The sequence below is a fragment of the Rhizobacter sp. Root404 genome, assembly GCF_001425865.1.
Taxonomy (GTDB): Bacteria; Pseudomonadota; Gammaproteobacteria; order Burkholderiales; family Burkholderiaceae_C; genus LMDS01.
Window position 1 is genome coordinate 1643697 of record NZ_LMDS01000004.1, and the last position, 12665, is coordinate 1656361.

The following is a 12665-nucleotide window of genomic DNA, read 5'->3' on the forward strand; positions in this document are numbered from 1 at the left end:
CAACCGGCGCGATTGTGCCTCAGGCGAACTCGGCGAGCAGCGCGGCCGGCGCCGGCACGTCGGCCCGCTCGGCCAGCACGGCGCGCAGCGCCGAGCCATCGAGCGCCGGATGCTCGAGCGCTGCGCGGGCCAGCATCTCGGCGGCGAGCGTGCGCAGCTGCTGCGTCGACGCCTGGACGCGCGCGCGGAATTGCGCGTCGTCGAGCTCGTCGTTCAGGCTGCGGTTCAGCTCGGCGAACCAGGGCAGCGAGGCCTGGTCGAGCATCACCGCCGGGTTGCGCCGCGCGCTCACCGCGGACCAGCCACGCAGGAACGCCTGCACCGCCACGTTCAGCTTCTGGCAATGCGCAAGCTCCTCGCGCAGGCTGCCGAGCGCAGCCAGGTCGGTCAGGCGGCGCTGGAAGAAGAACTGCGCGAGCACGCCCCAGTAGTACGTGTAGTCCCAGATCACCTTGACCGGCAGCACTTCCGGGTCGGCGAACAGCGGGTACTGGTCGGTGTAGAGCGCCAGCGTGCTCTCGTAGAACGAGTGGTAGATCTGGTCATAGAGCTGCGCATGGGCGCCGAGCGGCCGGCCGGCCCGGTCGATCGCGATCAGCTCGGTGATGTAGGTGTTGGCGATGCCGATGAAATCGCTGCCCGGCGAATAGAACGGATCGAGGAACAGCCCGGCCTCGCCGGTCAGCGCCCAGCGCTGCGCCGAGAACACCTGCTTGCAGCCGTACGAGAACTTGCGGAAGAACGCGAAGTCCTGCAGCAGCGCGCGCTTGCCGTCCAGGTCGTCGAACAGGCGCGGCTGGTAGCGCTCGAACCAGTCCATCGCCTTGTCGAAGGTGTTCATCGAATCGAGCGGGTGCACGCGCGGGTCGGCGACGATGCCCACCGAGTGCGAACCGGACGCGAGCGGGATCAGCCAGACCCAGTAGCCGGCGCCGACCAGGTGGTTGGTGGACATCCAGCGCGAGTCGGGCGGGTCGCAGCGGGCGCGCCACGCGGCGCTGTCCGACCAGTCGTCGATGACGATCCGGTCCTTGATGCGGAACCAGACCGCATGCGCCTGATGCGCGTTGTCCTGCGCCAGGTTCAGCTGCCGCTTCAGCAGCCCGGCGCGGCCGCAGGCGTCGACGACCCAGCGCGCGTCGATCTCGCGCGTCACGCCGCCACGCTCGAAATCGATGCGATGCGGCGCGTCGGTCTCCGACAGCGCGACCTTGCGCACCAGGGCATCGTCGATGAACCGCACGCCGCGGCGCTGCGCTTCCTGGCCGAGGAAGTTCTCGAAGATGCCCCGGTCGATCTGGTAGCTCGGCACGGACAGGAAGCGGCTCGCGCCGATCTCGGTGACCTGGTCGATGTCGCGCCGGCCCTCGGAGAAGAAGAAGCGGAACCCGAACTTGCGCAATTGCGATTCGTCGAGGTGCTTCTGCAAGCCCAGCACCTTGCTGAAGTAGTGCGCGCCGATCTCGACCGACGACTCGCCGACCTTGTGCGCCGCCTCCGGCACCGGGTGACGACGACGCTCGATCACCAGGATGTCGATGTCGGCGAACTGCTGACGCAGCTGCAATGCGAGCGTCAGCCCGGCCAGCCCGCCCCCCATGATGACGACGTCGTGTGACTCGCGCGCTTGGTTCATCGCCCGAGTATGCCCGGGGCGACCCGGTGACACGGTCGGCCCTTAACCTCGATCACGACATGCGCAGACTTGCACGCGCAGTCCGAGCATGGCAGACAGCGGCAGGGTCAGCACCTCGGGCGCGCCGCCGGCCAGCGTCTCGAACAGCGGCAGCGCATCGGCCATCGCGTTGCCGGCCAGCGGCAGCGCGGCCTCGCTGCGCAGCGGAATGCGCTCGGTGGCGCCGGGGACGAGCATCGCGTCGAGTCGCGCCAGCGCGTGCGGGCCGCGCTGCGGCGCGAGAACGAGTGCGACCGCGAGCAGCCCGCGGCTGTCGTTGGTCGACGCCAGCGCGCCGGTGGCGGTGACGTCGCAGCCGACGAGCAGAACGGGTCCCGCGTCCGCCGCCGCTTGCGTCCAGGCTTCGAGCAGGCCCGCGGCGAAGCTGCATTCGAACGCGCTGACGGCGGTGCTCGCCTGCATGCAGCCGGTGGCGATGCCCCAATAGCCCGACGCCGCGTTGTGCACCGAGTTGTGGAACCTGGTCGGCGACATCGACCAAGGCGCGCGCGCCAGCGTGCTGCAGACGTAGTCGGTGATCGCCAGGTCGCCGTGGGCAGAGGTGAACACGCTCAGCAGGTCGCTCGGCGCGCGGCCCGATTGCGCCACCGCCCGCGCCGCCACTTCGAGCGACAGCGCGACCGAATCGGGGGCGCGGCGGCGCTCGGCGGCAGGGAGCAGCTCCGGCGACGGACGAGCGGCCGGCGGATCGACGGCACGGCCTTCCCCGCGCAGTGCCGGCGCCGCGGTGTCCCAGCCGGGCAGCGTGGGCGCCCAGAGCGCGATCCCCTCGACGAACAGGGACGGCAGGCTCATCGCGCCGCCCCACGCGAGAACGCCAGCACGCAGTTCGTGCCGCCGAAGCCGAAGGAGTGGCTCAACGCGATGCGCACGTCGGCGCGCGCCGGACGCATGCGGATCTGCGGGCCGCACGCCGGATCGGGTTCAGCGCAGTTCAAGGTGCCCGGCATCAACCCGGTCTCGAGCGCGAGCAGCGCGAACACGGCCTCGACGATGCCGGCACTGCCCAGTGCATGGCCGGTGAAGCCCTTGGTCGACGCGGCATGGGTGCGTGCGCCGAAGCGGCGCGCGACCAGCGCGGCCTCGACCTCGTCGTTCTTCGCGCTCGCGGTCCCGTGCAGGTTGATGTGGTCGACCGCGCTCGCATCGATGCCGGCGCGCGCCAGCGCATCGTCGAGGGCACGCTCGGCGCCCCGCCCCTCGGGGTGCGGGCTGGACATGTGGTGTGCATCGCTCGACTCGCCGTGGCCGATCAGCTGCAGCGGGCCCGGCCCGCGCTCGAGCAGCGCGAAACCGGCGGCCTCACCGAGGTTGATGCCGTCGCGGCGGCGATCGAACGGCCGGCACGGTTCGGGCGACACCAGCTGCAGGGCGTTGAAGCCGAACAGCACGCTGCCGCACAGCGAGTCGGCGCCGCCGACGACCGCCGCGTCGGCCAGCCCCAGACGCAGCATCCGCTCCGCCACCGCGAACGCCTTGGCGCTCGACGAGCAGGCGGTCGAGACCGTCAGGCACGGGCCGTCGAGCACGAGCGCGTCCTGCACGAAATTGGCCAGCGAATGCGGCGTGTGGACGAGCGTGCTGCGCAGCGCGACGGGGAACCGGCCGTCGGCGTCGAGCACCCGGTAGGCGTCTTCGGTCGCGCCGATGCTGGAGGTCGACGTGCCCAGGATCACCGCCACCCGCGAACTGCCGACCCGCCGGCGCGCCGCGGCGACCGCGTCGCAGAAGCCGTCCGCCTGCAGCGCCAGCCACGCGAGCCGGTTGTTCCGGCAGTCCCAGCGCTCGAGCGAGGCCGGCAGCGGCCGGTTCAGACCGTCGACCTGCCCGACCCAGGTCGCCAGGGGAGACGGTCCGAACGCGTTCGGCCGCAGCCCGCCCCGCTCGGCCTCCACCGCCGCCTGCATCGCGGCAACGCCCACGCCCACGGCCGAGGTGGCGGTGAAGGCGGTGATCCGGGTCGGCGCGATGGGTTGGGGCATGGCAATGGGGCCGGAGGATAGAACGTCTGTCAGATCGTTGCAGGGCTACACTATTTACTTGACGTATACGTCAATCAACCGGAGCCGCAGACCGCATGGCCAAAAAGAAACCCGATCTGGCGGACTTCCAGTACTGCGGCGCTGGTGGCGGCCGTGCCGCGAAGTCTTTCGATCTGACGCAGTTCGACCCGTCCGCCAAGCCCTTCGGCAGCGGCGACAAGGCTCGCGACAAACAGACCGCCGCCGACCTCGCGCTCGAGCTCGACGAACTGCAGAACCTGTTCTGGGCCGACAAGCGATTCCGCCTGCTCGTCGTGCTGCAGGGCACCGACACCAGCGGCAAGGACGGCACGATCCGCGGCGTGTTCGGGCAGATGAGCCCGCTCGGCGTGCACACGGTCGGCTGGAAGGCGCCCACCGAGCCGGAGCGCGCGCGCGACTACCTGTGGCGCATCCACCAGCAGGTGCCGGCCAACGGCGAAGTGATGATCTTCAACCGCAGCCACTACGAGGACGTGCTGGTGCCGCCGGTCAGCGGCTGGATCACGCCGGCGCAGACGAAACAGCGCTACGCCCAGATCAACGACTTCGAGCGGATGCTGACCGAGACGGGCACCGTGATCGTCAAGTTCCTGCTCCACATCTCGAAGGAAGAGCAACGGGTGCGCCTGCAGGAACGCCTGGACGACCCGACCAAGCACTGGAAGTTCGCGCTCGGCGACCTGGACGCGCGCAAACTCTGGGACACATACCAGCGCGCGTACAGCGACGCGATCGCCGCGACCGGCACCCCGTGGGCCCCCTGGACCATCGTCCCGGCCGACTCGAAGACCCACCGAAACCTGATGATTGCGCAGGTCATGAAGAAGGTTTTCGAGGCGATGAAGCTGCGCTATCCGGACAGCGACCCCCGACTGAAGAACCTCAAAGTCGTCTGAGCACGACGCAGGAGACAAGACCATGACCGACCTGTCCGCCGAGTTCAAGGCGCTCGCCGACTACCGCCCGACCCACAAGGTGCGTTTCGTCACCGCGGCCTCGCTGTTCGACGGCCACGACGCCGCGATCAACATCATGCGGCGCATCCTGCAGGGCATGGGCGCGGAGGTGATTCACCTCGGCCACAACCGCTCGGTCGACGAGGTCGTCACCGCGGCGCTGCAGGAAGATGCGCAGGGCATCGCGATCAGCAGCTACCAGGGCGGGCATGTCGAGTACTTCAAGTACATGGTCGATCTGCTGAAGCAGCGCGGCGGCGCGCACATCCAGGTGTTCGGCGGCGGTGGCGGCGTGATCGTGCCGAGCGAGATCGCCGAGCTGCAGGGCTACGGCGTGACCCGCATCTACAGCCCGGAGGACGGCCAGCGCATGGGCCTGGCCGGGATGATCGGCGAGATGGTGATGCGCTGCGACGTGGACCTGTCCACGTACGCGCCGAAGGGATTGGAAGCGATCCAGGGCCGGACCGAGGCGCACTGGCGCGCGCTCGCGCAGCTGATCACCGCGCTAGAGAACGGCCAGGCCGCCGCGCCGCTGAAAGCCGCACTGACTGACGCCGCTGCGGCCGCGAAGACACCGGTGCTCGGCATCACCGGCACCGGTGGCGCCGGCAAGTCGTCGCTGACCGACGAGTTGATCCGCCGGCTGCGGCTCGACCAGGGCGACGCGCTGCGCATCGCGGTGATCTCGATCGACCCGTCACGCCGCAAGAGCGGCGGCGCGCTGCTCGGCGACCGCATCCGGATGAACGCCATCGCCCCGTGGTCCGGTGGGCAGCGCGTCTTCATGCGCAGCCTGGCCACCCGCGACTTTGGCAGCGAGATCAGCCAGGCCCTGCCCGACGTCCTCGCGGCGGTCAAGGCGTCGGGCGGCTTCGACCTGGTGATCGTCGAGACCTCGGGCATCGGCCAGGGCGACGCCGCGATCGTGCCGTTGGTCGACGTGCCGATGTACGTGATGACGCCCGAGTTCGGCGCCGCCAGCCAGCTCGAGAAGATCGACATGCTCGATTTCGCCGAGTTCGTCGCGATCAACAAGTTCGACCGCAAGGGCGCGGCCGACGCGCTGCGCGATGTGGCCAAGCAGGTCCAGCGCAACAAGGAGGCGTGGAAGACGCCGACCGAGCAGATGCCGGTGTTCGGCACGATGGCGAGCCGCTTCAACGACGACGGCGTCACCGCGCTGTACCAGGCGCTGCTGCCGCGCCTGGCACAGCTCGGCCTGAAGGTCGGCCCGGGCGCACTGCCGCTCGCCGCGACCCGCCACAGCACGCACCAGGTGCCGATCGTGCCCGGCGCACGGGTGCGCTACCTCGCCGACATCGCCGACACCGTGCGCGGCTACAAGGCGCATGCGCGCGCCCAGGCCAAGCTGGCGCGCGAGATCCAGCAGCTGCGCGCTTCCGCCGAGATGCTCAAGATCGACAAGCCCGAGCGCACCCGCGCTGCCGAGGCGACCGTCAACCTCGCCGAAGAACGCGAGGCCCGCCAGGACCCGCGCGCGAAGAAGCTGCTCGCGATGTGGCCCGACATGCGCAAGGCCTACGCCGGCGACGAGTACGTCGTGAAGATCCGCGACAAGGAGATCCGCACCGCGCTGACCTACACCACGCTGTCCGGCAGCAAGATCCGCAAGGTCGCGCTGCCGCAGTACGAAGACCACGGCGAGCTGCTGCAGTGGCTGATGCTCGACAACGTGCCCGGCTCGTTCCCGTACACCGCCGGCACCTTCGCGTTCAAGCGCGAGGGCGAGGACCCGACCCGCATGTTCGCCGGCGAGGGCGACGCGTTCCGCACCAACACCCGCTTCAAGCTGCTGAGCTCGGGCATGGCGGCCAAGCGGCTGAGCACCGCGTTCGACTCGGTCACGCTCTACGGCAACGACCCGGCGGTGCGGCCCGACATCTACGGCAAGGTCGGCAATTCGGGCGTCAGCATCGCGACGCTCGACGACATGAAGGTGCTGTACTCGGGCTTCGACCTGACGCACCCTGCCACCAGCGTCAGCATGACGATCAACGGCCCCGCGCCGACGATCCTCGCGATGTTCATGAACACCGCGATCGACCAGAACCTCGACAAGTTCAAGACCGACAACGGCCGCGAACCGACCGCCGACGAGGCCGCGAAGATCAGCGCGTGGGTCAAGGAGAACGTGCGCGGCACCGTGCAGGCGGACATCCTGAAGGAAGATCAGGGCCAGAACACCTGCATCTTCTCGACCGAGTTCTCGCTCAAGGTGATGGGCGACATCGCCGAGTACTTCGTGCACCACAAGGTGCGCAACTTCTATTCGGTGAGCATCAGCGGTTATCACATCGCCGAGGCGGGCGCGAACCCGATCTCGCAACTCGCGTTCACGCTGTCGAACGGCTTCACGTTCGTCGAGGCCTACCTCGCGCGCGGCATGCACATCGACGACTTCGCACCGAACCTGAGTTTCTTCTTCAGCAACGGCATGGACCCGGAGTACACCGTGCTCGGCCGCGTGGCGCGGCGCATCTGGGCGGTGGCGATGCGCGACCGCTACGGCGCCAACGAACGCAGCCAGAAGCTCAAGTACCACGTGCAGACCAGCGGTCGCAGCCTGCACGCGCAGGAGATCCAGTTCAACGACATCCGCACCACGCTGCAGGCCTTGATCGCGATCTACGACAACTGCAACTCGCTGCACACCAACGCGTTCGACGAAGCGATCACGACGCCGACCGAGGACAGCGTGCGCCGCGCGATGGCGATCCAGCTGATCATCAACCGCGAATGGGGCCTGGCGAAGAACGAGAACCCGAATCAGGGCAGCTTCATCATCGACGAGCTGACCGAGCTGGTCGAGGAGATGGTGCTGCAGGAGTTCGAGAAGATCGCCGAACGCGGCGGCGTGCTCGGTGCGATGGAGACCGGCTACCAGCGCGGCAAGATCCAGGAAGAGTCGATGCACTACGAGATGCTGAAGCACACCGGCGAATACCCGATCGTCGGTGTCAATACCTTCCGCAACCCGCACGGCGACCCGGTCGTCGACACGCTCGAACTCGCGCGCTCCACCGATGACGAGAAGCAGTCGCAGCTGAAGCGGCTGGCGGACTTCCAGGCCCGCCACGCGAACGAGTCGCCGGCGATGCTGGCGCGGCTTCAGCAGGCGGTCATCGAGAACCGCAACGTCTTCGAGGTGCTGATGGACGCGGTGCGTTGCTGCTCGCTCGGGCAGATCACCAACGCGCTGTTCGAGGTGGGCGGGCAGTATCGGCGCAGCATGTGACGCGGAGCGTCATAGCGTCGCGCTGATGTCGACTAAACGCGGGGCCTCGATCACCAACGACGTTTCGGCGATCGCCACGCACGGCAGGATGAAGCCCTCGGCCTTCTCGTCCGCACTGACGCCGGGCCACTCGACCGCGTAGCGCACTCGACCGCTGACCAGGCGGCACAGGCAGGCGCGGCACGTCCCGTTGCGGCACGAGCTCGGCAGGATCAGGCCAGCCTCGCGCGCTGCGCGCAGCAGCGGCACGTCCGCCGGCGCGTCGAAGCGGTGACCCGAGGGCTCGACGACCACGGCGAATGCAGGGGGCAGTTCAACACCTATCATCGGTCGAACGATACCTCGGGGTCGCTGCATGAGCCTTCTGTTGATCCGCCACGGCGAGACCGCCCTGAACGTCGCGCGCGTGCTGCAACCGGCCGCTACGCCGCTCAGCGAGCGCGGTATCGCGCAGGCCGAGGCGCTGGCCGCGCGTCTGGCGACGATGGACGTGCGCGCGATCGTCAGCAGCGACCTGCCGCGCGCGCTGCGCACCGCGCAGGCGATCGCCGCCGCGACCGGTGCGCCGATCGAGACCACGCCGCTGCTGCAGGAGCGCAACTTCGGCGACTGGCGCGGCCAGCCGTACGACACCATGCCGGTCGACCCGCTGACGATGACCGGCGCGCCACCCGGCGGCGAGTCGGTCGCCGTGTTCGCACAGCGTGTCGCCGCGGCGTTCGCCCATGTCGTGCAACGCCGCGCCGCGCTCGGCGGCACGCTTGCTGTCGTCACCCACGGGCTGGTGATCCGTGCGCTGCTGGCCGCCCATGTGCGGCTCGACGAGGGCGTCGCGCCGCCGGGGCACCTGGGCAACACGGGCCTGAGCGTGATCGATGCCCAAGCGCCGCACCGCGCCTCGCTGGTCGACTGCACCGCGCACCTGCGGCCCGACGTCCGCGACGACGCACGCGCGCTGTCTGGCGGCTGAACCGTTCGGGCAGCGGGCGCGTCAGCTCCCGGACGCGTCCCACCGCCCGTCGCGCTCGCGGGCGATGCCGTCGTCGCGCAGCTTGTGCAGATGCGCGCGCAGCGAGCGCATCGCCATCGCCAGCAACTGCGGCTTGACGTCGTCGTAGACGCGCGCCAGCAGCGTCTCGGCATCGGCCGGGCCGAGCGCGCGCAACGCATCCAGCACCTTGGCCTCGCGCTTGAGCCGGTGCGCGACGATCGCCTGCATCGCGCGCTGCGGCTGTTCCATCAGGAAGCCGTGGCCCGGCGCCAGCCACGTCAGGTCCAGCTCGGCCAGCTCGCGCAGCGAGGCGATGTACGCGCGCATGTCGCCGTCCGGCGGGTTGATCACGACGGTGGACAGCTGCATCACGTGGTCGCCGGTGAACAGCAGCTTCTCCTCCTCGAGCAGGTAGCAGACGTGGTTCGACGCGTGCCCCGGCGTGTGGATCGCGCGCAGCGTCGTGGGCTGGCCGTCCGGCCCGGGCAGCTCGAAGCGTTCGCCGCCTCGCAGGTGCACGTCGGGCGCGAAGGTGTCGTCCTGCCACTCGGGGTGATCGGCGACCCGGCCGTGCACGGTCGCGCCGGTGCGCGCCTTCAGCGGCGCGCTCGCCGGCGAATGGTCCTTGTGGGTGTGGGTCGCGAAGATCCAGCGGATCGGACCGGGCGCGGCCGCGAGGATCGCCTCGATGTGCGCCTCGTCGTGCGGGCCCGGGTCGATCACCGCCCACTCGTTGGTCGCGCCGCCGCCGAGCAGGTAGGTGTTGGTGCCCGGCCCGGTCATCATGCTGCCGTTGCCGGCGCTGACGCGGATCAGCCGCGGCGACAGCCGCACCGGCATGCCCACCTGGATGTCGTAGCAGCCGCTGCCGTGCCCGGCCGGGTCGATGCGGCCGAGCTCGGCGAACGCCGGCTCGTCGGGCAGCACCGGGCGCATGCCCTGCTTGCCGTTCGCGACCCGCGGCATGATCAGCGCGACCTCGCGCGGCGCGCGTGCCCACGCGAGCAGCGCGTCGACCTTGTCGTAGCGGCCGACCAGCTCCAGCGTCTTCTGCGTCGGCGTCATCAGCTTCAGCTCGTTGGCGCGCGCGAGCGCCGCCGACGGGCGCAGCCAGAGCTGCTCGACCATCTCGGTGCCGTCGAACGCCGCGGTCTGCGACAGCGGCGCCGCAGCGATGAAGAAGCGTGTGTCGAAGCGCTTGGGTCGCGCCAGCGGCGTCAGCCAGTGGCTCAGGTAGGCGAGCCGGTCGAGCGCGAGCGTCAGGCCGAACTCGCGGCACATGTCGCCGAGTACGCGCTCGTTGCGGTGCAGCGGGCCGCGCCAGGCCGCCAGCCGCGTGCCGAGCTCGTCGTGCAGGCCGACGAGCTCGCCGCTGGCGTCGGTGGCGAACAGCAGGCCCGACTCCTCGAAGCATTCGCGCACCGCGGCGATGTAGTAGTCGAGCCCGTTCGCGGGCAGGCCCAGGCGCGCGCTCGCGGCCGCGTCGTCCAGGCCGGCGCAGCAATCGTGCGACTGGCGGTCGCCCGGGTCGACGATGCCGCCCGGAAACACCCAGGCGCCGCTGTTGTGGTCGCCGCGTTCGGCGCGGCGCGAGAGCAGCACCTCGATGCCGTCCGCCCCGTCGCGCACGACGACGATCGTGGCAGCCGGGCGCGGCGGCCGCTCGGCCGAGGGGGTGGGCGGTGCAACGGTGTCGGTGGCGCGGGTCGTGGTCATGAAGAATCGGTGCATGGGTCGGGCTCAGCCCCAGACCTCGTGCGCGACCTCGAGCACCCGCTCGAGCTTGCGCCACTGGTCGTCCTGGGAGATCGCGTTGCCGTGGTGGGTGCTGGAGAAGCCGCATTGCGGCGAGAGGCACAGCCGATCGAGCGGCACGAACCGTGCCGCCTCGTCGATGCGCCGCTTCAGCGCGTCCTTGTCCTCGAGCTGGCCGAGCTTGGTGGTCACCAGGCCGAGCACGACCTTCTTGCGGCCCGGCGGCAGCGCACGCAGCGGCTCGAAGCCGCCGGCGCGCGCGCTGTCGAACTCCATGAAGTAGCCGTCGACGTTGGTCGAGAACATCGCCTCGATCACCGGGTCGTAGCCGCCCTCGGCGACCCACGCGCTCTTGAAGTTGCCGCGGCAGGTGTGGATCGTGACGACCATGTCGTCGGGCTTGCCGGCCAGCGCGGCGTTGATGGTCTGCGCGTAGATGCGGGGCAGCGTGGCCGGGTCGTCGCCGTTGGCGCGGCAGTTGGCCTGGATCTTCGGGTCGCACAGGTAGGCGAAGGTGATGTCGTCCAGCTGCAGGTAGCGGCAGCCGGCGTCGGCCAAATGGCCGATCGCGACGCGGTAGGCCTCGGCCACGTCGGCCCAGAACTCGGCCAGGTCGGGATAGGCCTCGCGCGAGATCGCGGCGCGACCGCCGCGCAGGTGCAGCATCGACGGCGACGGGATCGTCATCTTCGGCGTGCGCGTCGTCACCGACTTCAGGAACGCGAAATGGTCGGCCATGATCGGGCGCGTGCAGGCGACCCGGTCGGTCACGGTCGCGATCGGCGGCTGCTCGGACTGGCCCGAGAAATGGAAGCTCGGCCCGCGGTTGTCCTCGAGCTCGACACCGTCCAGCTGGGCCAGGAAATCGAGGTGCCACCACTCGCGCCGGAACTCGCCGTCGGTGACGCTCTGCAGACCGAGCGCCTCCTGGTGGCGCACCGCCTCCTCGATCGCACGGTCCTCGATCTCGGCCAGCGCGCTGCACTCGAGCTGGCCGGACTGGTTCAGCGCACGCGCCTCGGTGAGCCAGTCCGGGCGCAGCAGGCTGCCGACGTGATCGGCGCGGTACGGGGCACTCATCGTTCAAGTATCGCGCGGCGTTCAGCCGAGCGCGCGGATCAGGGCCATCGCGGCGGCCGGGGCCTTCTCCTTGGCGCCGCTGATGAAATACAGGAACACGTCGCGGGGCGGGCCCGCCTCGGTGGCCGGCTCCACGCACGGCAGGCCGCTCGGCTCGCTGCCGTCGCGCCAAGCGCGCGCGCAATCGGCCAGCGGCGCGAAGGTCGACGGCTCGCAGCCCTCGGGCCAGCGCGCGTCGGTGCGCATCAGGCGCGCGTAGACGAAATCGCCGGTGCGGTCGGCGAACGACGGGTAGTCGTCCGAGTCGGTGAACACGGTCGCCGCGCGGTAGCGGCGCGCGAGCGCCAGGTACTCGGGCGTCATGAACGACGAATGCCGCACGTCCAGCACGTGGCGCAGCGGCAGGCCGCCCGCGCGGGCCGGCAGCAGCTTCAGGAAGGCCTCGAAATCGTCCGGCTCGAAGCGCTTGGTCGGCGCGAACTGCCAGACGATCGGCCCGAGCTTGTGCGCCAGTTCGACGATGCCCTGACCGACGAAGCGCTCGATCGACTCGCCCGCCTCCGCCAGCACGCGCCGGTTGGTCGCGAAGCGCGAGGCCTTCAGCGAGAACACGAAGTCGTCTGGCGTCTCGTCGCGCCACTTCGCGAACGTGGCCGGCTTCTGCGAGCTGTAGTAGGTGCCGTTGACCTCGATCGCCGTCAGCTTGCGGCTCGCGTACTCGAGCTCGCGGCTGTGCGGCCAGCCGGCCGGGAAGAAGTTGTCGCGCCAGGGCTCGAAGGTCCAGCCGCCGACGCCGACACGGATCCTCGGATTCGTCGCTTCACTCATGTCGTCTCCTGCACGATGCCCGGCCCGCGCCTGGGTGGTTGCGGCGCCACAGTCGCGCGGGCACCGCGGCGTCTCT

At 70.0% G+C, this 12665-nt stretch carries 10 protein-coding genes; 3 read left to right on the top strand and 7 right to left on the bottom strand.

Translation table 11 applies throughout. From position 1 onward, the window contains the following. Window positions 1-19: 19 nt before the first annotated feature. The 3 genes from ASC76_RS11915 to ASC76_RS11925 are packed head-to-tail and all read right to left on the bottom strand — an operon-like array spanning window position 20 to window position 3678. Window positions 20-1636, bottom strand: a complete 1617-nt coding sequence (locus ASC76_RS11915; protein ID WP_056465744.1) for an NAD(P)/FAD-dependent oxidoreductase — start codon at window positions 1634-1636, stop codon at window positions 20-22. Between the two features lie 42 nt (window positions 1637-1678). Further along, window positions 1679-2491: a beta-ketoacyl synthase chain length factor gene (locus ASC76_RS11920; protein ID WP_056465746.1), complete on the bottom strand. Its 813-nt coding sequence runs from the start codon at window positions 2489-2491 to the stop codon at window positions 1679-1681. Next, window positions 2488-3678 carry a beta-ketoacyl-[acyl-carrier-protein] synthase family protein gene (locus ASC76_RS11925; protein ID WP_200947132.1) on the bottom strand — a complete coding sequence of 397 codons (1191 nt, stop codon included), beginning with the start codon at window positions 3676-3678 and terminating at the stop codon, window positions 2488-2490. Before ASC76_RS11925 ends, ASC76_RS11920 begins: the two co-directional genes overlap by 4 nt. A gap of 95 nt (window positions 3679-3773) precedes the next feature. Here ASC76_RS11925 and ASC76_RS11930 point away from each other — a divergent pair, with 95 nt between their 5' ends. Both ASC76_RS11930 and icmF read left to right on the top strand, forming a co-directional pair. Beyond that, window positions 3774-4616, top strand: a complete 843-nt coding sequence (locus ASC76_RS11930; RefSeq protein WP_056465748.1) for a PPK2 family polyphosphate kinase — start codon at window positions 3774-3776, stop codon at window positions 4614-4616. Between the two features lie 22 nt (window positions 4617-4638). Next, complete coding sequence (gene icmF / locus ASC76_RS11935) at window positions 4639-7935, top strand: fused isobutyryl-CoA mutase/GTPase IcmF (RefSeq protein ID WP_056465750.1); 3297 nt, start codon at window positions 4639-4641, stop codon at window positions 7933-7935. 9 nt (window positions 7936-7944) lie between these two features. Here icmF and ASC76_RS11940 read toward each other — a convergent pair whose 3' ends face one another. Beyond that, window positions 7945-8262 (bottom strand): 2Fe-2S iron-sulfur cluster-binding protein, encoded by a 318-nt coding sequence (locus tag ASC76_RS11940; RefSeq protein ID WP_056465753.1) that lies wholly within the window; start codon window positions 8260-8262, stop codon window positions 7945-7947. A gap of 28 nt (window positions 8263-8290) precedes the next feature. Here ASC76_RS11940 and ASC76_RS11945 point away from each other — a divergent pair, with 28 nt between their 5' ends. Further along, window positions 8291-8905 carry a histidine phosphatase family protein gene (locus ASC76_RS11945; RefSeq protein WP_056465756.1) on the top strand — a complete coding sequence of 205 codons (615 nt, stop codon included), beginning with the start codon at window positions 8291-8293 and terminating at the stop codon, window positions 8903-8905. A gap of 21 nt (window positions 8906-8926) precedes the next feature. Here ASC76_RS11945 and ASC76_RS11950 read toward each other — a convergent pair whose 3' ends face one another. From ASC76_RS11950 to ASC76_RS11960, 3 genes are read right to left on the bottom strand one after another with little or no spacing between them, the layout of a single operon-like run. Further along, window positions 8927-10642: an MBL fold metallo-hydrolase gene (locus ASC76_RS11950; protein ID WP_056467338.1), complete on the bottom strand. Its 1716-nt coding sequence runs from the start codon at window positions 10640-10642 to the stop codon at window positions 8927-8929. A 24-nt stretch (window positions 10643-10666) separates the two neighbouring features. Further along, the gene (locus tag ASC76_RS11955) at window positions 10667-11761 is read right to left on the bottom strand and encodes a 5-methyltetrahydropteroyltriglutamate--homocysteine S-methyltransferase (RefSeq protein ID WP_056465757.1); all 1095 of its coding nucleotides are present in this window, start codon (window positions 11759-11761) and stop codon (window positions 10667-10669) included. A gap of 21 nt (window positions 11762-11782) precedes the next feature. Further along, a complete protein-coding gene (locus ASC76_RS11960; protein WP_056465759.1) occupies window positions 11783-12589 on the bottom strand; it encodes a DUF72 domain-containing protein in 807 nt (268 codons plus the stop codon). Window positions 12590-12665: the final 76 nt, after the last annotated feature.